At 28.3% G+C, this 26662-nt stretch carries 25 protein-coding genes; 2 read left to right on the forward strand and 23 right to left on the reverse strand.

Annotated elements, in window-relative coordinates:
- Positions 1-22: 22 nt before the first annotated feature.
- The 14 genes from I1959_RS09240 to I1959_RS09305 form a co-directional block, all read right to left on the reverse strand.
- Positions 23-1405, reverse strand: coding sequence for a [Fe-Fe] hydrogenase large subunit C-terminal domain-containing protein (locus tag I1959_RS09240; protein WP_166504711.1), 1383 nt, complete (start codon positions 1403-1405; stop codon positions 23-25).
- A 113-nt stretch (positions 1406-1518) separates the two neighbouring features.
- Positions 1519-2406 (reverse strand): FUSC family protein, encoded by an 888-nt coding sequence (locus I1959_RS09245; RefSeq protein WP_195238056.1) that lies wholly within the window; start codon positions 2404-2406, stop codon positions 1519-1521.
- An 18-nt stretch (positions 2407-2424) separates the two neighbouring features.
- Entirely contained in the window at positions 2425-2979 is a 555-nt protein-coding gene (locus tag I1959_RS09250) for a nucleotidyltransferase domain-containing protein (protein ID WP_195238058.1), read from the reverse strand.
- 213 nt (positions 2980-3192) lie between these two features.
- Positions 3193-4545 carry an NADP-specific glutamate dehydrogenase gene (gene gdhA, locus I1959_RS09255; protein WP_092922447.1) on the reverse strand — a complete coding sequence of 451 codons (1353 nt, stop codon included), beginning with the start codon at positions 4543-4545 and terminating at the stop codon, positions 3193-3195.
- 272 nt (positions 4546-4817) lie between these two features.
- Positions 4818-5471, reverse strand: coding sequence for a phosphate signaling complex protein PhoU (gene phoU, locus I1959_RS09260; RefSeq protein ID WP_092922444.1), 654 nt, complete (start codon positions 5469-5471; stop codon positions 4818-4820).
- A gap of 25 nt (positions 5472-5496) precedes the next feature.
- The gene (gene pstB, locus I1959_RS09265) at positions 5497-6258 is read right to left on the reverse strand and encodes a phosphate ABC transporter ATP-binding protein PstB (RefSeq protein WP_166504706.1); all 762 of its coding nucleotides are present in this window, start codon (positions 6256-6258) and stop codon (positions 5497-5499) included.
- A gap of 22 nt (positions 6259-6280) precedes the next feature.
- Positions 6281-7105 carry a phosphate ABC transporter permease PstA gene (pstA, locus tag I1959_RS09270; RefSeq protein ID WP_092922438.1) on the reverse strand — a complete coding sequence of 275 codons (825 nt, stop codon included), beginning with the start codon at positions 7103-7105 and terminating at the stop codon, positions 6281-6283.
- Position 7106: 1 nt separating this feature from the next.
- Positions 7107-8030, reverse strand: a complete 924-nt coding sequence (gene pstC, locus I1959_RS09275) for a phosphate ABC transporter permease subunit PstC (RefSeq protein WP_166504705.1) — start codon at positions 8028-8030, stop codon at positions 7107-7109.
- Positions 8031-8392: 362 nt separating this feature from the next.
- Complete coding sequence (locus I1959_RS09280; protein ID WP_195238060.1) at positions 8393-9217, reverse strand: phosphate ABC transporter substrate-binding protein; 825 nt, start codon at positions 9215-9217, stop codon at positions 8393-8395.
- A 309-nt stretch (positions 9218-9526) separates the two neighbouring features.
- Positions 9527-11317 carry an oligoendopeptidase F gene (gene pepF / locus I1959_RS09285; RefSeq protein ID WP_092922429.1) on the reverse strand — a complete coding sequence of 597 codons (1791 nt, stop codon included), beginning with the start codon at positions 11315-11317 and terminating at the stop codon, positions 9527-9529.
- Between the two features lie 126 nt (positions 11318-11443).
- Complete coding sequence (locus I1959_RS09290) at positions 11444-12289, reverse strand: DegV family protein (RefSeq protein ID WP_195238062.1); 846 nt, start codon at positions 12287-12289, stop codon at positions 11444-11446.
- A 48-nt stretch (positions 12290-12337) separates the two neighbouring features.
- A complete protein-coding gene (locus tag I1959_RS09295) occupies positions 12338-12997 on the reverse strand; it encodes an MgtC/SapB family protein (protein WP_092922423.1) in 660 nt (219 codons plus the stop codon).
- Positions 12998-13047: 50 nt separating this feature from the next.
- Positions 13048-13893, reverse strand: coding sequence for a mechanosensitive ion channel family protein (locus I1959_RS09300; RefSeq protein WP_195238064.1), 846 nt, complete (start codon positions 13891-13893; stop codon positions 13048-13050).
- A 137-nt stretch (positions 13894-14030) separates the two neighbouring features.
- Positions 14031-14195 (reverse strand): aspartyl-phosphate phosphatase Spo0E family protein, encoded by a 165-nt coding sequence (locus I1959_RS09305; RefSeq protein WP_092922417.1) that lies wholly within the window; start codon positions 14193-14195, stop codon positions 14031-14033.
- Between the two features lie 231 nt (positions 14196-14426).
- Between I1959_RS09305 and I1959_RS09310 the strand changes: the two genes are divergently transcribed.
- Together I1959_RS09310 and feoB are read left to right on the forward strand one after the other, a co-directional pair.
- The gene (locus I1959_RS09310) at positions 14427-14645 is read left to right on the forward strand and encodes a FeoA family protein (protein WP_166504700.1); all 219 of its coding nucleotides are present in this window, start codon (positions 14427-14429) and stop codon (positions 14643-14645) included.
- 12 nt (positions 14646-14657) lie between these two features.
- A complete protein-coding gene (feoB, locus tag I1959_RS09315; RefSeq protein WP_195238065.1) occupies positions 14658-16592 on the forward strand; it encodes a ferrous iron transport protein B in 1935 nt (644 codons plus the stop codon).
- A gap of 61 nt (positions 16593-16653) precedes the next feature.
- On the opposite strand, the gene htrA is transcribed toward feoB, so the two are convergent.
- The 9 genes from htrA to I1959_RS09360 all read right to left on the reverse strand — a co-directional run bounded on the left by htrA (position 16654) and on the right by I1959_RS09360 (position 26299).
- Complete coding sequence (gene htrA, locus I1959_RS09320; RefSeq protein ID WP_092922408.1) at positions 16654-17730, reverse strand: serine protease HtrA; 1077 nt, start codon at positions 17728-17730, stop codon at positions 16654-16656.
- A 193-nt stretch (positions 17731-17923) separates the two neighbouring features.
- Positions 17924-19270 carry a glucose-6-phosphate isomerase gene (locus I1959_RS09325; protein ID WP_092922405.1) on the reverse strand — a complete coding sequence of 449 codons (1347 nt, stop codon included), beginning with the start codon at positions 19268-19270 and terminating at the stop codon, positions 17924-17926.
- 298 nt (positions 19271-19568) lie between these two features.
- The gene (locus I1959_RS09330; protein ID WP_195238067.1) at positions 19569-21161 is read right to left on the reverse strand and encodes an NAD(P)/FAD-dependent oxidoreductase; all 1593 of its coding nucleotides are present in this window, start codon (positions 21159-21161) and stop codon (positions 19569-19571) included.
- Positions 21162-21251: 90 nt separating this feature from the next.
- Entirely contained in the window at positions 21252-21569 is a 318-nt protein-coding gene (locus I1959_RS09335; RefSeq protein WP_195238076.1) for a hypothetical protein, read from the reverse strand.
- Positions 21570-21573: 4 nt separating this feature from the next.
- Positions 21574-21954, reverse strand: coding sequence for a hypothetical protein (locus I1959_RS09340; protein ID WP_092922396.1), 381 nt, complete (start codon positions 21952-21954; stop codon positions 21574-21576).
- A gap of 172 nt (positions 21955-22126) precedes the next feature.
- Positions 22127-23179 carry a YecA family protein gene (locus I1959_RS09345; RefSeq protein WP_195238078.1) on the reverse strand — a complete coding sequence of 351 codons (1053 nt, stop codon included), beginning with the start codon at positions 23177-23179 and terminating at the stop codon, positions 22127-22129.
- A gap of 357 nt (positions 23180-23536) precedes the next feature.
- Entirely contained in the window at positions 23537-23923 is a 387-nt protein-coding gene (locus I1959_RS09350; RefSeq protein ID WP_195238079.1) for a prepilin-type N-terminal cleavage/methylation domain-containing protein, read from the reverse strand.
- A gap of 11 nt (positions 23924-23934) precedes the next feature.
- Positions 23935-25044 carry a type II secretion system F family protein gene (locus tag I1959_RS09355; protein WP_092922386.1) on the reverse strand — a complete coding sequence of 370 codons (1110 nt, stop codon included), beginning with the start codon at positions 25042-25044 and terminating at the stop codon, positions 23935-23937.
- Between the two features lie 31 nt (positions 25045-25075).
- Positions 25076-26299, reverse strand: a complete 1224-nt coding sequence (locus I1959_RS09360) for a GspE/PulE family protein (RefSeq protein WP_092922383.1) — start codon at positions 26297-26299, stop codon at positions 25076-25078.
- Between the last annotated feature and the right edge of the window lie 363 nt (positions 26300-26662).

The raw sequence follows: 26662 nt of genomic DNA on the forward strand, positions 1-26662 counted from the left end.
CTAATCCCCTTTGTTTATTACTTTATAATCTTATATCTCTGTTAAATAATCCTAACAATTTCTCCCTGTCTTCACTTCTTAGTGTTTCTATTTTTTTCATATCCATTTTTGCTAAAAATTGAATTACATTTATATTTTCAAATGGAGTTTTTATATTTGTTTCTTTAGAATATTCTTGTACAAATGATTTACCTTTTTCTGTTTCTAAAATACGCTTTGGCCCTCCTACACATCCACCTATACATCCCATACCTTCAACAAAAGTTACATCGATGTCTTTATTTATAACTTTTTCAAGCCCTGCTTTGCAGTCTTTAGCTCCCTGAAAAGTAATAGCTTTAAAATTAGCTTTCGGATTTATTTTTTTTACACACTCTTCAATAGATTTACTTACCCCTCCTGCATGAGCATATATTCTTCCAAGAGCTGATGATTCTATTCTATTTTCTTCTACTTCTTTATCCGCTTCTATATCCAAAGCCTTAAATATCTCCTCTAATTCTTTAAATGTTAATACAAAATCTACTGCTCCTTTTATATCTTCTGCTATAGCTTCTTTCTTTTTGGCTACGCAAGGTCCAATAAAAACTACTTTAGCATCTTCGTTTAAAACCTTTATAATCCTTGCACAGGCAATCATAGGAGATACTGACTTAGATATGTTGTCTACAATTTCAGGGTAACTTGACTTTATTAAACTAATCCAAATCGGGCAACAGCAACTAGTTATAAAACATTCTTCTTTATTTTCTTTAATATGATTACAATAATCATAACTTTCTTTGACAGTAAGTATATCTGCTGCTAAAGCTACTTCTATCATGTCTTTGAAACCTACTTTTTTAAGAGCACTTCTTAGCTTACCAGGAGTTACATCATTTCCAAGTTGTCCTACAAATGATGGAGCTACAGTTGCGTACACAGGATGTTTTTTATCTTTTAGTAACTTTAAAATAGGTATGAATTGAATCTTATCAGATATTGCCCCTAAGCTACATTCTCTTATACATCCTCCACATGAATTACATGTATTGTCCTTATTACAATTAATATGCTTCTCTTTTACTAAACATTCCTTTCCATCTTCTTTGTTAACACAATGATTGCACACTTGAGAGATTACTGATATTATTGGTGTGCTTATTTCCTTTGTGCACATAGCTTTATTTAGCATTTCTTTTATTGTTTCATCTATTTTATCTATTGGATCTAGCCCCATAACTATTCTCATTAAATTTAATATGACCTCTTCCCCAAATTCATTATATACGCTTTTATCTAGCACTTTTTTAGGTATATTATCTATATCATCAAATTCCTCACTCCAAATAGCTTTTATAAGCTCATTAAAAAGCTTCATTTTATAAGTATCTAATATTTTCGTATTTAAATTAATTGATTCCATGAAAAATGCCTCCTTAAATACTATATAGGTAATATTTACGAAGGCACTAAATTTTATTTATTAAATTTGTAATTTGAATATATTAAATTAATCTCTAGATTCACTAGATCGTTTTAATATAATTTATATTGATTGTTACTATTAATAGTATGAAGTATTTCTGCTTCTTCTATTATCTTCCTTAGATGATAATTGAATACAGGACTTTTGCTTTCATCTAAATCCCATTCTATTTCTTCTATTTCATAGATATCTCTTAGAATTGTATAATTTTCTTTGCTTAAGTATAGTTTTTTATCTAATAATTCTATTGACTGTACATGGAAATATATCTCTCTACATATAATTATTGTTTCTTCTATTTTTTCTATATCTATATTATCTCTGCTATAATCTAGCTCATCTATCAACTTAGAATAAGAGCCTTCTACTTTCTTTATCTCTTTTTCTAGCTCTTTTATATTAAAACTTCCTTTTTTTAATATCTTAAGTTCTAGAAATTCTTTTGTTAATTTTTCTATAGATTGAAAATCATTTTTTGTAGTATCTAAATAGTCTGGTCTTGCTAATATATAATTAATAAATACCCCTACAACTACTCCTATTGAAGTATCTAACACTCTAAAGAATGAATACTCTGCGGGGCTAGAATTTATAACTCCAAGATGTATAGATAAAAAAGTTACACATGCAACAACTACTGCTTTATTGAGTTTAAACATATTGCATAGATATATTGTAATAATTACTCCAAGACCACAAAGTAATGCATCTCCTGGCTTAATTAGCACAATTAGAAAGCCTATTATACCTCCAAGTATCGTACCTTTTACTCTGTTAAATCCAGCTTTTAGCGAACCTTTAACTGTATCTTGCACTGATACTACACATGCTATGGTTGAGTAAAATGGATTTTGGACAATCATTGAACCTAATACAACACAAACAGCTACACTTAATCCTGTTTTAAAGGTCCTCATGCCGACTTTTTCTAATTTCAAAATTTTCCCTCCAATTTGTTATTTATTTATATTTAATAATTCTATTATTTCATTTTTTATATCATTTGGTAAGTCCTGCTCTAAATTTCTTTTTAATAATTCTTCATGTTTTATACCATTTTTAACTAAGTATTTTTTTATAATAGGTACTCTTCCTTTAGGATCTCCCATAACTAAATATGCTACAAACCAATCTTCTAGAGTGGTTATAGGTATAACTACTTTATCTAAATTTGTTAAATACTTTATAGACTTTTCATCTAGTATAAACTTGTATATAGATTTATTTTCTAACTCTATACTAAAGTCACCCATAAATTCTACTTCTACTCCATCTATATTATACCCAAAAAACTCTTTAGTTCTAAATGGATATTTAGATGGCAAATCTAGACTTTGACCTATATTATCCATAGCCTTTTTTATTTTTTGTGAATCTTTTGCCTCTATTAATATATCTATATCCCTTGGATTTTTTACTAATCCATTAAATTTTAGCATCATAGAACTACCTATAGCCCAAGTACAATCTAATTTATTTAATATCTCTGCAATTTTCTTTAAAATGTCCATATTTTTTAAACTCCTATCTTTATAATATATTTCTTATTAATCATGTTTATAATTAATCCTTATTATTTGTTTATTTTTTAGATTTATATTATAACATGAGAAATATTGATTTATTTTTATTACAAATAAAAAAGAGATATCCAAAAGGATACCTCTCTTTTTTATTCAATGAATTTGAAAAATCTATATTATTTATAACGATATAAGTTTAACTTATATTACACCTTGACTCATCATAGCATCTGCAACTTTTAAGAATCCAGCTATGTTAGCACCTACAACATAGTTTCCAGCATGACCATATTGTTCAGCAGCATTTTTAGATGCTTCAAATATGTTCTTCATTATTACTTGTAATTTTTCTTCAACTTCTTCAAATGTCCAAGATAATCTCATACTATTTTGAGACATTTCTAAAGCAGAAGTAGCAACTCCACCAGCATTTGCAGCTTTAGCAGGAGCAACTAATAATCCTTTTTCTAAGAAATAGTCAACAGCTTCATTTGTACAAGGCATGTTAGCTCCTTCTCCAATTACTTTAGTTCCATTTTCAACTAATATCTTAGCTGATTCTAAGTTTATATCATTTTGAGTAGCACAAGGCATAGCTATATCACACTTAACAGTCCATATTCCTTTTTGACCTTCAACGTATGTAGCACCTTCTTTTCTAGCTACATATTCTTTTATTCTCTTTCTTTCTACTTCTTTTATTTGCTTAACTATACTTAAATCTATACCATTTTCATCTACTATATATCCAGAAGAGTCACACATAGCTATTACTTTAGCTCCATGTTCCATAGCCTTTTGAGCTGCATATATTGCAACATTTCCTGAACCTGATATAACAACTCTCTTGCCTTCAAATGTATCTTTGTGATAGTTTAACATTTCGTTTACAAAGTATACAACTCCAAATCCAGTAGCTTCTTTTCTAGCTAAAGAACCTCCATAAGTTAATCCTTTACCAGTTAATACTCCAGCATCATAAGCATTTCTTATTCTCTTATATTGTCCAAATAGGAATCCTATTTCTCTAGCTCCAACTCCTATATCTCCAGCTGGTACGTCTATATCTTTACCTATGTGTCTATATAATTCAGTCATAAAACTTTGACAGAATCTCATTATCTCATTATCAGATTTTCCTTTAGGGTTGAAGTCAGATCCACCTTTTCCTCCTCCTATTGGTAATCCAGTTAAAGAATTTTTGAATATTTGTTCAAATCCTAAGAATTTTATTATACTTAAGTTAACAGATGGATGGAATCTAAGTCCACCTTTGTATGGTCCTATTGCACTGTTAAATTGTACTCTAAATCCTCTATTTACATGTACTTTTCCATTGTCATCAACCCAAGGCACTCTAAACATTATTTGTCTTTCTGGTTCAACTATTCTTTCTAATATACTTGCATCTATGTATTCTGGATGTTTTTCTAAAACACCTTCTAATGAATGTAAAACTTCTTCTATTGTTTGATGGAATTCTGGTTCTCCATTATTTCTAGCTTTTACATCATCGATAACTTTTTCTATTACTTCTTTAACATTGTTCCCCATTTTTATTAGCCCCCTTTGAAATTGAAAACATTTTCAATTAAATAGTACTCCACTATATCTATAATATCAACACCTTCTAATTTATTGAAATTTTCTGAATCTTCCTTAATTAGGACTATTTAAATTCCCATATAAAAATTATATATATTTTTTTGCTTCCTTTATCTATCTTGATTCTTAATTTGACTAATCTCTAAAATTTTTAATTTATAGCTTATTTGTAAATTAAATCATAAATTATCTCAAATTATAAATAGGATAAAGCTTTTACTTTATCCTATCTCAACCATTTCACCTTTTATAGCATATATTATTTTTTCACATACATTAGTGCTGTGATCACCTATTCTTTCTAAGTACCTTCCTACAAATAAAAGCCTTACTCCCTGATTTATAGTAGTTGAATTCTTATTCATAACTTCTAAGCAATCTACGTGTATTTGTTCGTATAAATTATCTATCTTGTCGTCCCTTTTTGCTATATCATAGCAAAGGTCTTCATCTTCATTTTCCAAAGCTTTATAAATATCATTAAGCATATCAGTACATATTTTAGCTGATTTTGGTATATCAATTAATTCCTTTATATAGGCTTCATCACCTATTTTTAAAGTTTCTTGTGCTATATTAACTGCATAATCTCCTATTCGTTCTAAATCAAGTGCTATATTTCCTAGAGCATATATATATCTTAAATCTTTTGCCATTGGTTGTTTTAATGCTATAAGTTCAATACTTCTATCTCTTATATATTCTCTTAGAGTATCTATCTCATCATCTTCTTTTATTACTTTTTTTGCTCCCTCTAAGTCTTTATTGATCATAGAGTTAATAGAATTATCTACTGCTTCCCTACACCTTTTTATCATTGCTAATGTGTAGTTTTTAAGTGTGTTTATACTTAACTCTAAACTTGTATCAACCATATATTTACTCCTTTTCTTATAAGTTTTATCCAAATCTTCCTGTTATATAATCTTCTGTACGCTTATCCGTTGGAGTTGTAAACATAGTTTTTGTGTCACTAAACTCTACTACTTCTCCAGTTAAGAAGAATGCTGTTTGGTCAGATACACGTGCCGCTTGCTGCATATTATGTGTAACTATTACTATAGTATATTCATCTTTTAAAGACTCTATTAACTCTTCTACCTTTGCTGTAGATATAGGATCTAGCGCTGATGTGGGCTCATCCATAAGTATTACTTCTGGTTTCATAGCTATTGTTCTTGCTATACATATACGTTGCTGTTGACCTCCAGATAGCCCTAGTGCAGATGATTTTAATCTATCTTTTACTTCATCCCAAATAGCTGCCCCTCTTAAGCTTTCTTCAACGATCTTGTCTAAAACTTTTCTATCTTTTATTCCATGTGTACGAGGTCCATAGGCTACATTATCATATATACTCATTGGGAATAAGTTTGGCTTTTGAAATACCATTCCTACCTTAGTACGTAATTTTATTACATCTTCACTTTTATATATATCTTCTCCATCTACCTCTATTTGTCCTTCTATTCTGACATTGTCTATTAAATCATTCATTCTATTTAAAGTTCTTAAAAATGTTGACTTACCACATCCAGAAGGACCTATTAATGCAGTAACCTTCCTTTCTTCTATATTCATATTTATTTTCTTTAATGCTTGATTATTTCCATAATATAAATCTAAATTTTTTATACTTATCTTTGTATTATTTAAACTCATCTTTTACACCTCGTAAAATTTCTTAGTAATTTGCTTTATTTAATTTCTTAGCCACTACTTTAGCTAATGTATTTAATATTAGTACCATTATTATTAACACAATTCCTATAGCTGCTGCTCCTTGTATATCTCCTTTTTCTTTTGTAAGTAAATATGCATGAACTGTTAATGTTCTAGCACTATCAAATATAGTTCCTGGCATTTGTGCAACTGTTCCTGCTGTTAATAATATAGCCGCTGATTCTCCGATAACACGACCCACTGATAATATAACTCCTGATAGTATCCCTGGTATTGCACTGGGAAGTACTACTTTATATAAGGTTTGGAACTTAGTTGAACCTAAAGCTAATGATGCTTCTCTATAACTTTGTGGTACTGTCTTTAAAGATTCCTCTGTTGTTCTTATTATTACTGGCAATATAATTATTGCTACTGTCAATGCCCCTGAAAGTATTGAGTACTTCATTCCTAAGGTAACTACAAAAAATATTCCCCCGAATAATCCATATATTATTGATGGTATACCTGCTAAACTCTCAGTCGCAAATCTTATTATTGTTACTAATCTTCCTTTTTTAGCATACTCTTGTAGATATATTGCTGATAATATACCTATTGGCGTTGCCACTATTATTGATAAAAGTACCATATAAACTGTGGATACTATCATCGGTAGTATTCCTCCACCACCCATTGGCGAATAATCACTAAATAAGAATGATGGATTTATTCCTTTTATACCTTGCATAAATATATATCCGACTATCACAATTAATGTTGTTACTGTAAATGCCGCAGATAAATAAACTGATGTTTTTAATATATTTTCTTTAAATTTTCTCATGCTAATCTACCGCCTTATTCGAAACTTTATTTAACACTATATTTAAGATTAATATAAACGTGAATAATACAACTCCTGTTGCAAACAACATTTCTTGATGTGTCCCAAATGCATATCCCATCTCTAACGCTATGTTTGTAGTAAGTGGTCTTACACTATCCATTAGAGATGATGGCATTACTGGAGAGTTACCTGCAACAAGTATTACTGCCATAGTTTCACCTAATGCTCTACCTATTCCAAGTATAACTGCTGCTAATATTCCTGACTTTGCAGCTGGTAATACAACTTTAAATATTGTCTCTATATTCGATGCACCTAATGCTAATGAACCTTCTTTATATGCTTTTGGTACTGCTCTTATTGCTGTTTCAGATACCGATATAATAGTAGGTAACATCATAATTGCTAAAACTATTATCACCGCCAATAAACTTTGACCTTTTGGTAAATTAAATATGTTTTGTATTGCTGGTACTATAACTGCTAAACCAAATATTCCATATAAAACTGATGGTATACCTGCTAATAGCTCAACTGCTGGAGATATTATTTTAGCTAATTTTTTTGGAGCTAGTTCAGCTATAAATACTGCCGTAAGTATACCTACTGGTACTCCTATTATTAAAGCTCCTGTCGTTGCAATTAATGATGCAACTACCATTGATGAAATTCCAAATTTATCTGCACTTGGTATCCATTTACTTCCAGTTATAAATTCTATAAATGAATAATCTTTAAATAAAAATGGTGTTAAACCTTTATAGAATACAAATCCTATTATTAAAAGTAAACTTGCAACTGCTATTAATGCACTTATCATAAATACGTTCTTAGATATTTTCTCTGCTATATATTTATTCTTGTTGTTGCTATTTTTATTGTCTCTTTGTTCTATGCTTACTATACGAGACTTAACTAACATAAAAATCCTCCTCAAAAATCCTCAATATATTTCTTATTCATTATTTTTTATTATTCCTTACACACATATAGTATTATTTCTAGGTTAAATCCATATTAGATTTCCGTTAACTTGAAGTAAAATAAAAGGCATTTTTTTAACATAGATTTTACTTTTTATATTTTCGTTAAATTTATGTAAAAATTTGCTTAATTTCACCAATGATATATTAGTACACTTACTATGAATACGTCTGTTACTCAATTTGGCAATTTAAAATTAGAAATTTTCATAGATCAGATAATTTCCAATCACTTAGCATATTAAAATAGAAAAAAGACACATAACTATATGTGCCTTTTTTCTTAAAATAATGAGGATATTTATTTTATGCTTATAAGCCCTTCACCTTCTACTATTTTCTGACCTTCTTCACTTAATATGAACTCTACAAATTCATTTCCTTTTTCAGTAATATTTTCTTCTTTACTAACTAGTAAAAATGGTCTAGCTAGAGGATATTTCTTATCCTTAACATTTTCTACTGTTAATTCTTGTCCTTCTACTGTCAATTGTTTTACTTTATCATCAACATATGAAGATGATATATATCCTATTGCATTTTCATTACCTTCTACTGTAGATTTTATATTTCCTGATCCATCACTTATTTGTGCATCTTGAGTTAACTCATCTGCTTCAAATCCAACTATTTCCTCAAAAGCCCCTCTAGTTCCTGATCCATCTTCTCTTGATACTACTACTATTGGAGCATCTTTTCCTCCAACTTCTTTCCAGTTATTTATCTTCCCTGTGTATATATCCTTTATTTGCTCAATACTTAAATCTTTTACTTCATTTGATTTATTAGTAATTACTGCTATAGCATCTAATGCTATTTCAGTTTCCTTTAATCCTGCTTGCTTTTCTTCATCCTTTAAATCTCTAGATGCCATACCTATTTGAGATGTTCCATCTATTGCATTTTTTATACCTGCTGAAGATCCCAATTGCTGAACTTCTATAGATACACCTTCATTCTTACTTTGAAAATCTTGTGCTAGTATCTCTACTACTGGCCCTACTGAAGTTGAACCTGACATTGTAATCTTATCTCCATTTGATTCCGAGCTTGACCCACATCCTACTGCTAAACTTCCTACTAATATTGTACTTGATAATAAAACTGCTATTTTTTTCTTGAACATAATATTCCCTCCATAGGTATTTGATAATTTACTTTAATTTTTATTCATATTTATGCTACAATTCTTTGTTTATTTTGCTTTTCTTTATACTTTAATATTACAGTTATTTTGTTAAGTAAATATTATGAACAAGTTAAAGGGATGTAAATTATGTTAAGAAAAAGTAAAATTCAATATAGTTCATTTCACCAACAACATGACTTTAAATTCGCCTTAAGCGATGCTTCCACGAAACACTTAAATATATATTGCTCAAACTATAAAAAGGCTTAAAGTTATTAATAACTTAAGCCTTTTTAATGTTCTGTTTTATCCTTTATATTCTTTTTCTAATTTATCAACTAGCCCTTTGAATATTTGTAGAGCTTCTTCAACAGATTCTTTTTTCTCCATGTCTACTCCAGCTTTTCTTAGTTGATCTAATGGATATTCAGACCCTCCACTCTTTAAAAATTCTATATATCTTTCTACTGCTGGCTTACCTTCTTCAAGTATTTGTTTACTTAAAGCACTTGCCGCTGAGAATCCTGTTGCATATTTATATACATAGAAGTTTGAATAAAAATGAGGTATTCTAGCCCACTCTAATCCTATTTGCTCATCAACCACACAAGATTCTTTGTAGTATTTCTCATTTAATTTATAATATATATCAGTAAACTCTTTTGCCGTTAATGGCTCTCCACTTTCAACACTTTCATGAGTTATTTTTTCAAATTCAGCAAACATAGTCTGTCTATATACAGTTGTTCTAAATTGCTCTAAGTAATAATTTAGAAGATATAATGTTTCTTCCTTAGACTTAGAATTTTCTAATAAATAGTTTATTAATAATAGCTCATTTAGAGTAGATGCAACTTCTGCTACGAATATTTTGTAGCTTGAATATATATATGGCTGAGTAGTTCTTGAGTAGTAACTATGCATAGAGTGACCTAATTCATGTATTAACGTAAATAAAGAATTTAAATCATCTTTATAACTCATTAATATGTATGGATGAGAATCGTAACTACCCCAAGAATACGCTCCACCTTGCTTACCTTCATTCTCATATACATCTATCCATCTTTCATCAAAGGCTCTTTGTATTAGCTTTAAGTATTCATCTCCTAATGGTTTTAAAGCATTTAATATTATTTCCTTAGCCTCTTCATAAGTTATCTTCATATCAAATTTGTCAGTTAAAGGAACATATAAATCATACATATGTATTTCTTCTAATCCTAAAAACATTTTCTTTAGATCTACATATTTATTTAGTGTTGGTAAACTTTCATCTACAGCTTTTATAAGATTATTATATACATCCACACTTATATCATCCTGGAATAATGATGCCTCTAGTGCTGATTTGTATTTTCTTATTTTAGAGTAGAATATTTCTGACTTTATGCCTCCATATAACGTTGATGCAAATGTATTTTTATATTTACCATATACTAAGTACATAGCTTCAAAAGCATCTTTTCTAACTCTAGGATTCTTACTCTTTAAAAATACAGAGTAATTAGAGTGTGTAAGTTTAACCTTATTACCTTCTTCATCTTCTATTTCTGGAAATTCTAAGTCTGCAAAAGAAAACATATCATATACATCTTCTGATACTTTAGTTATGTCAGATGCTGCAGCTAATATTTCTTCTTCTGATTCACTTAATGTATGTGGCTTTTCTCTTAAAATTTCTTTTATATGTTTTTCATAGAAAGATAATTTTTCATCCTTCATAAATTCTTTTAACTTCTCCTCTTCTATGGCTATTATTTCAGGTACCATATAAGATGTAGCTGTAGATAATTCAGTAGCTAACATATCTGTTTTTGTAGCTAAACCTTGATTTTCATTTATTCTTGTATCCTCATGTTGCTTCATATGAGTATATACATATAAGTTTTGTAAAAGTCTTGATGCTTGTTCTGATATATTTAGTGCGTTATATAAATTCTCAAAACTCTCTGCTAGCTTTCCTTTGTATTCTTTAGCCTTTTGTATAAGTTCTTTAACCTTACTTATGTCTTTTTCTACTTCATCTTTATTCTTATACATCTGCTCTAAATTCCATTTGAATTTATCTTCTATTTTACTTCTATCTAATCCCATAGCTTTTCTCCTTTAATATATTAATTTTTATCTAGAGTTTATGGTTCTTAAATCTAATATTCTTATTACACTATTAATGTAAAAATTTTTATACTAATATTTTGAGTAAATATTACCTAATATATACTATAAAACAGATACTAATATAGCACCTTCAGATGTGAACGTTCCCATTATAGGACCTATCTCTGCTATTAATACTTCTTTGAAGTTTAGATTTCCTTCTACTATGCTCTTTATTTTTTCTGCTTTATCTATACAATTAGCATGACCTATTATAACTGTTTTTTCATCTTGGTGTCCTACATTGTTTTCTACATACTCTAAGGCTTTTTTTATACTATTACTTCCGCCTCTTGCTTTGTCTATAGGTTTAACAAGACCATCTTCTATTTTTATTATAACTTTAAAGTTTAATGCATTTATTATCTTTCCAGCAACTTTGTTTATTCTACCACCTTTTATTGCATTTTCTAATGTTTCTAAAGCTCCAAAGAATACAATTTCTTCTTTGTATCTTTCTATGTGCTCTAGTATTTCATCCATATTTTTACCAGCATCTATAAGTTCGCTGCATTTTAATATCATTGATGCAACCCCAATAGACCCACTTGCACTATCTATAACTTCAATTCTTTTATATGGATTTTCTTCTAAGTACATTTCTTTAGCTAAAACAGCATTATTATAAGTGCTAGATAGCTTAGAAGTTAATGTAAATACTAAAAGCTCTTCATCATCACCTTTATAAAGCTCTAAAAATCTATCTGGAGATGGACTTGAAGTTTTAGGTAATTCTTTACTTTCTTTCATTTTTTTATAGAAAGTTTCAGAATCTATATCAATTCCCCCTATATAACTCTCTTCTCCAAAAGCTACATTTATTCCTACTACATCTGGTCTTGCTCTATCTAATACTTCCTGTGGAAAATCGCATGATCCATCTGTTATTATTCTTATTTTTTTTGTCAATTTATACACCTCAACCTAAATTTTTAATTATACTTATTCTATATTATTTTAGTGTAAATAATCTACACTTATTATATTTTTTAACATATTCAATTCTTTTACTAACTCATCTACTATTATTCTTCTATCATGAACTAGAAAAAAGCTCAATTTCCAAAGGGATTCTCCCTCAGCTTCTATATCAATACTTTTAACTTCTATTTGAGATTTTTTAAAGATTGAATATAGCATAGATATACTTCCCATGTTATCTATAACAACATTAAAAATAGTATATTTTTTTCTAAAAAGTATTTTGTCTATATTCTTCAATATGTATAGTGTTATCATAACAAATAGCCAAGCACTTATACTTAAGACATAATATCCATACCCTATTGTTATACCAATACATGCAGTTGCCCATATACCTGCGGCAGTCGTTAATCCTCTTATTCCATTTGAGGTTTTTAGTATAGCACCTGCACCTAAAAAACCAATTCCTGATAATACCTGTGCAGTTAATCTTGCAGGATCAACATTAGCATATTCTCTATAATCAAAAAATAAATACAAAGATGTTATTGCTGTTATACATGAGCCAACAGATACTAAGATGTGTGTTCTAAATCCTGCAAATTGATGTGACTTTTCTCTTTCAAGCCCTGTTAACCCCCCTATAACTAACGCTATAAGTAACCTCAGAATCACTTCTTTATGGTCTGCCACTCAAATCCCCCCCTATTTCATATAAACAATATATAAGAAATATTTATACTCTAAAAATCTCCTCTATATTCATTATCGTTGTGTAATATATTTATATGTGTCGGGTAAGCTATTCGTACTTTGTTATTTCTAAATACAATAAGTATCTGTAATTTAGTATCTCTAAGTGCATTAAAATACTTATAAGAATATACTATACCTGTTATTGTATATTTTGCTCCCACTGGACTATCTTCTATATCTGTTACTCCATATACATTAAAAGGACCTTTAGGTTTACCTGATGGTAATTTAAATAGATAATTTTTATATTGTTCATTCATTATATTGCATACTTCTTCTAAAGATTCTAGCACCTTCATTGGATCCTCTTCATAAGGTACCCTTACATGTACTACAACCCTCATTCTCTCCTTGCTAAAATTTCTTATGCTACTTATACTACCATTTGGAATAGTAATTCTTTTTAAATCCCAATCCCTTAAACTAGTGCTTCTAACTCCTATTTCTTCTATAGTTCCTCTAAAAGTTTCATTTATTATTACAAAATCTCCTACTTGCATTTGCTTTTCAAATAATACAAAAAATCCATTAAATATATCTTTTAATATACTTTGAGATGCAACCCCTGCTAGTATACCTACTATACTAGCACCAGTAACTAATGTCCCAAATTTAGTTATATCCACTATTTGAAATTCCCTTAATATGAGAACTGTACTTGTCAAGAATATGATGTAATAAGAAATTGATGATAATACGCTACAAAGGGTATTTTCGTATCTTACATCAAATTTAGTTATTTTACATATCTTGTTAAGACTATATTGTATAAGTTTCAATATTGAATATGATACTGCTATAATTGCTATTGATCTTAAAAAACTACCTATCATAATAAATATCATCCTTACAAATTAATTTTGTTATTAAATCATATAATTATTTAATATTCTCACTTTGTACTAAACATATACAATATTAAGGATGAACATATGATTTTTGAGTATAAAAAAACCCACTTTAATGTGGGTTACTTATTACTCAAATTCATATACTTATTTATTAATATATCTATCTTATTACTCGTATCGACTATCTCTTCTTTAAATATCTCTGGATATTCTATATAAGTATTAATCTCATCTCTTAGTGCTTCTATTTCTTTTTTTAATGCTTCTAACTCACCATTAGCCATATCATCACCACTATTACAAATTTATATAATTTCAATTATATAATAACAAATAAAACCATTATTTGTCAATATTATAGCGGTAAAACGTTATTTTTTAACCAATTTAATTTTATTTCATCAGTTTTCTTACTGTACGAAAATATTTATTCTTAAATATTAGTTATTAGTTGACAATCAAAATCATTATTGATACAATTTAAGTGATAATGAATTTCATTAGGAGGTATAAAAATGACTGTTTACGATTTAAAAGTAGGTCAAAGAGGTACTATTAATAATATAAATGGAAACGAAAAATTAGCTAAGAGATTATTAGCTTTAGGATGTATAAATAATACGGAAATAGAAGTAAAAAAAGTTGCTCCTTTAGGAGACCCTATAGTAGTTAGATTTAGAGGATTAGATCTTGCTATAAGAAAGTCTGACGCTAAAAACATTACATTAAAATAAGGAAGTGATAAAATGATTAACGTTGCGTTACTTGGAAACCCTAACGTTGGTAAAACTACGGTTTTCAATCTGCTTACAGGTGCTAACCAACACGTTGGTAACTGGCCTGGAGTTACTATAGATAAAAAAGAAGGTATTTTAGAAAAAGATATTAATATAGTAGACTTACCTGGTATTTATGCTATGGATACTTTCTCTAATGAAGAAAAAGTATCAAAGAGATTTTTAGAAGAAGGAAATGTAGATGTTATAGTAAATGTAGTTGATGCATCTAGTTTATCTAGAAACCTTTACTTAACAACTCAACTTATGGAATTTAAAAAGCCTATAATACTTCTTCTTAATATGGTGGATGTAGCTGAGGCTAAAGGAATTCATATAGATGTGGATAAACTATCTAGAGAACTTAATATGACAGTAATTCCTATAATAGCTAAAAAGAAAGAAGGAACTGATAAAATAGCTCCTGCTATAAGAAAAGTCGCTAACAATAAACCTAATTTTAAGACTAATTTCGGATCTGAAAGTGAAACTTATAAAGAAATAGAAGATATATTAAGTAGATGTTGTAATCTACCTCATAACAATAAAAAAACTATCACTGATAAAATAGATAAGTTTGTATTAAATCCTGTTTTAGCTTACCCTATATTTATAGCCGCACTAATGTTATTATTCAAATTTACATTTGATTGGGTTGGAGGTCCTTTACAAGAAGGATTAGGTGGTTTAATAGAAACATATGTAGCAGGCCCTGCTGATGTTTTATTAGCTAATGCTAGTCCTTGGTTTAGATCATTAATTATAGACGGTATAATTGGTGGTGTTGGAGGTACTTTACCTTTCTTCCCTCTAGTATTTGCTTTATTCTTTGGTATGTCATTCTTAGAAGATAGTGGTTATATGTCAAGAACAGCTTTCTTAATGGATAACATAATGAGAAAAGTTGGCCTATCTGGTAAAGCATTTATACCTATGGTTATGGGATTTGGATGTTCTTCTCCTGCTATAATGGCAACTAGAACATTAGAAAGCGAAAAAGATAGAAAAGTAACAGCGCTTATAGCTCCACTTATGACTTGTAGTGCTAGATTACCTATATATGCATTATTTGTTGGTATATTCTTCCCTAAAAATGCTGCATTAGTTACTTTATCTCTTTATTTATTAGGAATTGTAGTAGCTATAATAATAGCTTTTATATTAAATAAAACTGCTTTTAATGCAGAAGTTGAACCTTTTATACTAGAACTTCCTGAGTATAAATTACCTACTATAGGTTCTTTATTTAAAAATGCTTGGAGTAAATCAAAAGGATTCTTAACTAAAGTAATTACTGTTATGTTTGCAATGTCAGTTGTAATTTGGGTTTTATCATCATTTAACTTCAGTGGATATACACCAGATTTAAATAACAGTTTCTTAGCTTATGCAGGACATTTAATAGCTCCTATATTTGCACCATTAGGATTTGGTGATTGGAAAGCTTCTGTATCTATACTTACAGGTCTTGGAGCTAAAGAAATAGTTGTTAATACTATGGGTGTACTTTATGGTGATTTAAAGGTTGTTTTACCAACAGTATTCACTGCCCTTAGTGCATATGGATTCTTAGTGTTTACATCATTATATACTCCTTGTATTGCAGCTCTTGCTACAATGAAAAAAGAGTACGGAAGCAAAATGATGTGGATATCGTTTATATATCAATTTGTAATTGCATGGATTGGTGCATTTATAGTTAGAATAATCGGAGGAACTTTATTTGCAGTAGAATCTGGTAGCTCAATTGCGGAACTTGCAGTTGGTGGATTAATAATAGCTATATCAGTTATATTCATATTTAGAAAGTTTACTTCTAAAAATGTATCTTCTGGTTGTAGTGGATGCTCTGGATGCGCTAGTAGCGGATCTTGTCCATCACAAGTTAAAAGTAAAGCTAAATAGAAATTAAATATAATTTAGTATAAAAATATAAAGGGTGAATCTTAGATTCACCCTTTATTTATTAAAAATTAACTTGTAATTTTACTTCTTTTCCACCTCTATTTACTGTAATTTCAGATTTATCCCCTAAAGAATATTGATATAAAGCTTTATTTAAATCTGACATTGTACTTACTTTATCATTTCCAACTTTAACAATAACATCTCCTGCTTGTATACCTGCCTTTTTAGCTGCACTGTTGTCCATAACTTCTACTACATATACGCCATCTTCTGCTGCTAAATCAGTTCCTGTTGATGCTTCAAACATTTGTAAGTCTGCTCCACTTATTCCTAAAGTAACTTTTTCAAAGTTACCATTTTTTATTATTTGTTCTACTATTGGTTTTGCTGTATTTATAGGTATTGCAAATCCTAAACCTTCTGCCTGTGATGCCTTAGCTGTGTTTATACCTATTACTTGACCTTTTTCATTTAATAATGGTCCTCCACTATTTCCTGGATTTATACTAGCATCTGTTTGCATAAGCCCTGTCATGTTAGATTTTTCTGTTTTGATAGTTCTATCTAATCCACTTATTATACCTTGTGTAACACTCTTTTGGAACTCAAGACCTAATGGATTACCTATAGCTATTGATATATCTCCAGTTCTAACATCATCACTATTTCCTAATTCTGCTGGAGTTAACCCTTTTTTATCTACCTTAACCATTGCTAAATCTAAATTAGAGTCATTCCATAATACTTTTCCTTGTGATGTAGATCCATCATTGAAAAGTACATTAACATCTGATGCTTTACCATCTGAAACAACATGCGAATTTGTTAATATGTATCCATTTGCATCAACTATTACACCTGTACCAACCCCTTGGCTTTGTGTAGGTATAGCAAAAATATTATTATTATCTATCGTTGTTGTTGTAATTCCTACTACTGATGGCATTGCTTTATCAGTTACGGCATGATACACATTTTGACTTTTTCCCTTATTATTCACAACTATTTGTGTAGAATTTTCTTTTGTTGAACTTACTAAGTTATTTTTCATCAATACTACTGTGAATAAACTACTTAATACCCCAGTTATTATACAAACTATTACTATCAATCCTATGCCTTTCTTATTTGACATATAAATACCTCCCATATATTAATCATAATATTTAGTTTTTACTTACTTTATATTGTTTATACTTTTAACTCTATAATATTCTTAATACCTATATACTTTCGATTCAATAGATAAAAAGAAATCATCAGCAGATAGATAACTATTTACTGATGATTTTATTATATTACTATATTCTTAACTTAACCTTAACTGATTAAAGTCTTTTTTCTAATTCTTCTTTTTCTTTTTCAAATCCTGGCTTGCCTAAAAGAGCAAACATATTTTTCTTATATGCTTCAACTCCTGGTTGATTAAATGGATTTACCCCTAATAAGTATCCACTTAATGCACATGCCTTTTCAAAGAAGTAAACAAGATATCCAAAGTTATATTCATCTAATTGAGGTATGTTTATTATTAAGTTAGGAACTTGTCCATCTGTATGAGCAAGCATTGTACCTTCAAACGCTTTTTTATTAACAAAGTCTACTGTTTTACCTGCTAGATAATTTAATCCATCTAAATCTACATCAGCTTCTTCTATAGTTATATTTCTCTTTGACTTTTCTACATTAAGAACAGTTTCAAATAATATTCTTTTTCCTTCTTGAATATATTGACCCATTGAGTGTAAATCTGTTGAAAAGTCTACTGATGCTGGGAATATTCCTTTGTTATCTTTTCCTTCACTTTCTCCATATAATTGCTTCCACCACTCAGCTACATAATGTAATTGTGGCTCATAGTTAACTAGCATTTCTACATCTTTGCCTTTTCTATGTAAAATATTTCTGACAACTGCATACTGATAACTGTAGTTAGTTTTTAAATCTGATGCTTTAAACTCTTGTGATGCATCTTGAGCACCCTTCATCATTGCATCTATATCAAGACCTGCACAAGCTATAGGTAATAATCCTACTGGTGTTAATACAGAGAAACGACCACCCACATCATCAGGTATTATAAATGTTTCGTATCCTTCTTCATTTGCTAATTGTCTTAAAGCACCTTTTTTAGCATCTGTTGTTGCATATATTCTTTTACTTGCTTCTTCTTTTCCATATTTCTTTTCTAAGAAATCTTTAAATATTCTAAATGCAATAGCAGGCTCTGTTGTTGTACCTGATTTTGATATTACATTTATAGATACATCTTTATCTTTTATAACATCTAATAAGTCCATCATATATGTTGAACTTATATTATTCCCTACATAATATATTTGAGGAGATTTTCTATCTTCTCTTTCTAAATTGTTTCTAAAAGAATGACTTACCATTTCAATTGCTGCTCTAGCTCCAAGGTAAGAACCCCCTATACCTATAACTAGCAATACATCTGAATCTGACGTTATCTTGTCGGCTGCTTTTTTTATTCTAGAAAACTCTTCTTTATCATAATTATTTGGAAGTTCTACCCATCCTAAAAAATCATTTCCTAAACCAGTTTTTTCATGTATCATACGGTGTGCTGCATCTACATACGTTTGCATACAATCGATTTCATGTTGTTTAAAAAAACCTAATGCCTTACTATAATCAAACTTTATAGTTCCCATAAACGTACCTCTCTTCTTTTTTTAGTATAATGAAATTATAACATAAAATATAGATTACATTAATAAAAAAATAACAAGTAAATTATTTATTCATATACATATTATAATCATATTTTACAATCTTAGTATAATTTCTATTTATTCATTATTTATACTATTATATTTATGTATTTTTTTAATGATTTTACAGTTTAATAATTATCAATCGTTAAAATTTTAACCATAATTTATAATAAATTCTATTTATCTATAAAAAAATACTATGAACTAGAATTGAATTAGTTCATAGTATTTTTACTTATATATTTGAATATTTCATTATAATTTTTTCTGCACACTTTATTCCATCTACTGCAGCTGTAACTATACCACCTGCATATCCTGCGCCTTCTCCACATGGATATAGATTTTTAACATTTACAGACTCTAAAGTTTCCTCATCTCTAACTATTCTTATAGGAGCTGATGATCTAGTTTCCACACCTGTTAAAACTGCATCATGCATAGCAAATCCATTTAATCTTTTATCTAAAGAAATTAATGATTCTTTCATAGTTGTAGTTACGAACTCCGGAAGGCATTCTCTTAAGTCGACAAACTCTATTCCTGGTTTATATGATGGTTCTATACTACCTAATGATGTAGATACTTTATCATTTAAAAAATCTCCTACAAGTTGAGCTGGAGCATTATAATTTTTTCCACCTAATTCATAAGCTAGTCTTTCATATTTCTCCTGGAAATATACTCCTGCTAATGGATCATCACTTCCAAAGTCTTCTGGAAGTACATTTACTAAGAAAGCACTATTGGCATTTACTTGGTCTCTTGCATGTTCACTCATACCATTTGTCACTACTTCAAATTCATTAGATGCTGAGGCTATTACAGTCCCTCCTGGGCACATACAGAATGTATATGCAGTTCTACCATTTGATGCGTGATCTATCAGTCTATAGTCTGCTGCACCTAATCTAGGATGATTATAATATTCTTTGTACTGAGACTTGTTTATTAATTCTTGAGGATGCTCAATTCTTGCCCCTATAGCAAAAGGTTTTTGAATTATTTTTACACCTCTTTTATTTAACATTTTATAAGTATCCCTTGCACTATGGCCTATTGCAAGTATTATGACTTCTGACTCTATTTTTTCTACATCATTTATTACTACTGATTTTATTTCTCCATTTTCAATTTCAATATCTGTAACCTTAGCATCAAACTTAACTTCCCCGCCAAGTCTTATTATTTCATTTCTTATATTCTTAACTACGCCTTTTAATATATCTGTTCCTACATGTGGCTTATGAGAGTATAATATTTCATTTGGAGAACCAAAATTAACAAGCTCTTCTAGAACTTTTCTACATCTTATATCCTTTATCCTTGTAGTAAGCTTACCATCTGAGAAAGTTCCTGCTCCCCCTTCCCCAAATTGTACATTTGAATTATTTTTAAACTTTCTGTTAGTCCAAAAATTATATATATCTTTAGTTCTTTGGTCTACGTCTAGCCCTCTTTCTAAAAGAAGTGGATTATATCCTCTTTGTGCTAATAAAAGTGCTGCAAATAATCCAGCTGGACCACTACCTATTATTACAGGTCTATTCTTTAATTTTGCTTCTCCTGTTTGAACACCTATATATCTTGTCTCTTTTAATTTTATTACATCTTTTATATTAGCTTTTATTAATTTTTCTTCATTTTTAACGTCTACATCTACAGTGTATACAAAATCAATCTTTCCTCTTCTTGCATCTATAGATTCTTTATATATAGTATACTTTATAAGGTCTTTTTCTTTTATTTTCAATTTTTTTAATATAAGTTTCTTTAATACTGATATATCTTCATTTATGCTTATTTTTAAATTAGATATTCTTAACATAGTTTTCCTCCTATTTACATCTTAATAGTTTGTATTTTTACTTTATATCTAAAAATACATTAAAAACATTATAAAAGCTAGGGTATATACCTAGCTTTCTATAAATATTACATCTATATTCTCTTTTTCTAGACCTTCTTCCCAAATTTCATCTAATATAAACTCTTTTATATCTTCTTTTATACTTGATTTTTCTAATTTTGGGTTTAAATTTTTTACTAAAGCTAACATATCCATTGATTTACCTATTCTCTCTACATAAATAGGATTAACTTTAATACTAACTAATTTTAGATCACATATAAATTGTTCTTTATCACTTAAGTCTATTCTATCGTCGTATTTATAAATTTTAAATTCTGCTACACCTTCAAAAGGTGTTATTTCTTCTATACCTGCTAAATTCATATTGTTAGTCCTTTTTAGTTATAAGTCCTCTTATAACCTTCATATTGTTGAATATTTTCTCTAAGAATATTTCAGCTTCTTCATTATCATCTAAAAGAGCTATTTGTAATTCATCATTTTCAGATATCCCTTTATTTTTACAGTATTCTTTTCCTATTTCTATTAATTCATTTTTCTTATCTTGAGATAAGTCAAATTCCTTATAATCTATTATTATATATTGTTTAGTTTTTTGAACACTAGATTCATTATATCCTATTTCTATATGATAAATAACCGCATAAAGGTTATTTGGATTTTCTTCTCCATTATACACAGGAACTGCTGGATTAGATTTTATGTAATTTGTTGATACGGCAATTGCGCTTCCTAACTTAAGACTCATACATGTACCTCTTTCTGTATATTTTATATCTTTATTTTATACATTATTTGAACATATTAAAACCTTTTTTAATAAAAAATATAAAATTTATACAGATATATTTATATTTTTGAATAAAATTTTAGGAATTATATTTAAATATAATTCCTAAAATTTTAGTTTATGCTTTTTATTAAGATACTTTAAGATCTTTATATCTTTTTCCTAATGTACTAGGGCTTATTTCATACTTCTTAGATATTTGAGCTTGTGTTATACTTTCTCCAGCATTTTTCTTTATGTGGTATTCAACAGCAGCTGCCCATCCATTTTCAGATCCTTTAACATCTGAGTTTGTTTTTGTATACTCTTTCCAGAATGATACACAAGCATCTATATGCTCAGCTTCAACATTTTGTCTAAGGACAGAACATACTTTACAATCATCTTCTTGTCCTTCTTCAGAAGTTAAAGCTACTTCTTCTTGTACTTTTTTCATTTTTGATTCTTTTTGTTCTTTTAAATATTCTGCTATACTTGGATCAAGTAATTGTTGCATATACTTATATAATATGTGTGTATGATGGATTAAGAATGTCTTCATATCTTTATATAAATCTTCATATTGATTGAATAGATATCTAACATCATTACATATTACGTCTTTAACTGCACTAGATATACTTATAGTTACATCTATTAATATACTAGTTCCTTCTATTTCAACTATTCTAGCTATCATACAGCTTCCAACTTTAAAGTCTTTTAATAAGTTGATGTCTTCTGTTGAAATTTCTCTCTCAGTTAAACAGTCTTTTAATACTATTTTACCTTCTAATATTTCTGTAACTTCATATACGCTTACATAAGATTCAAATAAACTTCTTAACACTTCAACATCTTGAGTTGTTAAGTTATCTCTATTTTCTTCATAAAATTCAACTGTCATTACTTTCTTATTTTCCATTATGTGGTCTTGGATAAAATAAGTGTTGAAGAATCTTTCAAATTTTTCATTAGTTGCTTCATCCTCAACTATATAGAACATTTCCTTAGCTTTTTCACATTCTTCTTTAAATTTATCTTGTTTAGCAAATTCCTGTATTCTTGTATATAATTGTGAATATTGTTTTTGTGTAGAACTAACTTTTCTCTCAGCTCTCTCCATAACAACATCTTTATTTAAACAGCATTTTTTATATTTTTTGCCACTTCCACAAGGGCATAACTCATTTCTCCCTAACAATGTGACTGTCACTCCTTCATTTTTATATTAGATTAAAGTACAATTTATTATTATACCATTTTTTATTAAATGATTCTATAAATATCATATTATTTTATTAAATTTATGTATACTGTTAAGTTTTGGTATATAAAATTGACCTTTGGATATATATAGTGTTTCTACAGATTTTTTAAATATTCCTTCATATTTATTTTGTCATTTTTATACTTAATACTATTAAATATCTTATAAGACTTTGTATATATACACTATCCTTTCTTAAAATATGTTTTTCTTTTCAAAATCTATCCTAATATACAAAAAAACTATCTAAATTTATAGATAGTTCTTATTTTTTATTTTGTATTCTATTTTTTAAGATTCTTTTTCTGGATAAAAAGGTTCTTTATCAATTAAAACTGATACGTCTCCCTTCTCAGATATTTCAACCTTAAAACTAGATTCTTTATCTTTGCTCTGTGGTCTTGGAGCTACTGTAATAAATCCTTTTGTTACTAACTCTTGGATAATGTCTGTATCATTATTTATTTTATTTATTTCAATTTCTCCACTTTGTATGGCTAAATTTGTAGCCGTAACTAAACCTGATGCTGCTACCTTATCGGCATTAATTTTTGCCGTCTGCTGAACTTCTCCAAACTTCAGAAATCCTATCCCAGATAATATTCCTAAAATAGTTATAACTATAACCATTTCTACTAGTGTGAATCCTTGCTTCTTTTTGCTTTTTTTATTAATCATAATTTCACCTCTTAAAATGAACTTGATAAATCAAACATAGGAGTTATCATTGCTATAGCAAATACCCCCACAAAAATACCTATTATGACTATTATTGTAGGTTCTATAGATTTGATTACTTTCTCTATTTTTGTACTTAGTTTGCTTGTATATAGATCTTCGCTAGATTTTAAACATCTATCTAATCGCCCACTTTCTTCTCCTATTTTTATTATACTTATGAGCGATTTTGGAAATATATTTGATAAGCTTATTGAATATGAAATACTATTCCCTTTGTTGATATGATCTATTGAAATTAAAATTTTTTTATAAATATATTTATTATCAATAACTCTTGCAGATATTTCTACTGCCTCAGTTATCTGTATACCACTTTCTATTAATAGCCTTAGTGTTGAACAAAATCTACTAGCCACTAATAATTCTATTATACCTCTTATTATTGGCAATCTTAATGCTACTATATATAGTATAGCTTTAAATGTGTAAGTATATTTATATAAATAAAATATCCCAGATACTATTGATAATAAACCAAATATTATTGTACTAAAGTTATTTCTGAAGAATTTTCCTAAATTTATAAGTACCTTTGTTAATACTGGAATATCTATATCATTTACTATGAAAATAGATTCAAAATTTGGTATTATCATAGTTATTGCAACTATTACAGAGATTAAAAATGATATACAAACAAATGCTGGGTATATCAACATATTTTTTATCCTAGACTTGGACTTATATTGATTGTCATAATACTTAGCTAGATTATTCATAGCATATTCTAACTTTCCAGTAACTTCACCTGCTCTTATAGTACTTATAAAAAACATTGAAAATGAATTTGTATTTTGAAATGATTGACTTATAGAATTACCTTTTTGTATATCTTGTATTATTTTATTTATGACTCTTCTTATCTTTGGGCTTGATTGATTTCTTATTAATTCAAATGCATTTATTATATGACATCCTGAATCTAATAATATACCCATTTCATTGCATAAATCTTTTAATTCTCTATCTTTTAATTTGTATGATTTCTCTTTTAACTTTTTATTTTTATTATTTACTACTTTACTTTCAGTAAAATCCTCATATATATTAGAATCCATTTTATCCTCGTTTATTGTATAAATTATAATTTTAAATACCTATTTCTAAACTTATGTATTCTTCTTCAGTAGTTATATTATTATCGATTAAATCTTTTGCACTTTCTTCAAATGTTATCATGCCATTTTTTATTGCAGTATCTTTTATGGTGTTATAATCTTGCATATTTTGTATATCTTTTCTTATATCATTATCTATTTCTAGTATTTCATAAATAGCAGTTCTTCCTTTATAGCCCAATCCATTACATTCTTCGCACTCCCTATTTGTATGTTTCTCATTAGTTTGGTTTAATTCATTTACTTCCTTCTGCATAATACAAGTGGTACATACTTTTCTTATGAGCTTTTGAGATATAATTCCTATTAGAGATGCACTTATCAAATATTGTGGTATTTCCATATCTAATAATCTAGATATGGCAGATACTGCATCTTTAGTATGTATAGTACTTATCACTAAATGGCCTGTAGTAGCTGCTTTTATTGCTATTTTTGCTGTTTCTATATCTCTTATTTCTCCAACTATAATTATATCTGGGTCTTGTCTTAATATAGACCTTAATCCATTTTCAAAACTCAAGCCTACTTTATTATTTACTTGTATCTGGTTTACTCCTTCTATTTTGTACTCTACAGGATCCTCTATAGTCACTATGTTTTTACTTGTGCATTTTAAATCATTTATTATAGAGTATACTGTTGTAGTTTTTCCACTTCCTGTTGATCCTGTTACTAATAATATCCCTGACTTTTTATTTATAATACTTTCTATCTTATCTATAGCTTTATTAGAAAATCCAAGTTCTTCTTTTCTTTTTAGAAATGACTTTCTATTTAATATTCTTAAAACAATTTTTTCACCATAAACAGTTGGTAGAGTTGATGCTCTAATATCAATCACTTGACCTTTTACCTCAATGGCAAGTCTACCATCTTGAGGTAATCTTTTTTCAGTTATATTCATAAATGTATCTAATTTTATTACTACTAATAGTTGTTGATATACTTCATATTCTATTTTTATATCTTCTACTAAGAATCCATCTATCCTTAACCTAACTATTATATGCTCTTTAAATGGTTCTATGTGTATATCACTAGCATTTTTTATTATAGCTTTGTCTAATATACTTTTAAAAATGTCTCTTGCATAAGTTTCATTTAAATTTATATTATTTCCTATGTACAATTCTTCTTCTGGTCTTTTTAGAACTTCTTCTTTTACATCATTTTGTATGTGTTTATGTTTCATATTAAACACTTTGTATTTGTTTCTAATTATTTTATTTTTTAAAGATATACTCTCAATTTTATTTAGGTTTATTTTATTTACCTCCTATATACTCAAATTTACCTTGATAATTAATTTTTCCAATTTGATACTCTCTAATTAGTATCGCCATCATGCTACTTATTAATATATACTAGTTAATATTATCAACATATATTTGTCTTTCATACAACTATACTCCCTATAAATTAATTTTTATGTTATTTAATTTCTAATAATATCATCCATATTTTTAATAACTCTTTAGAGTTCTAAGTATATTAAATAATATGTAGTTTAATTCTAATAAAAAAAGAGAAAGACACGTTGTGCCTTTCTCTTTTT

This window comes from Romboutsia sp. 1001285H_161024_C4 (genome assembly GCF_015550185.1).
GTDB classification, from domain to species: Bacteria; Bacillota; Clostridia; order Peptostreptococcales; family Peptostreptococcaceae; genus Romboutsia_C; species Romboutsia_C hominis.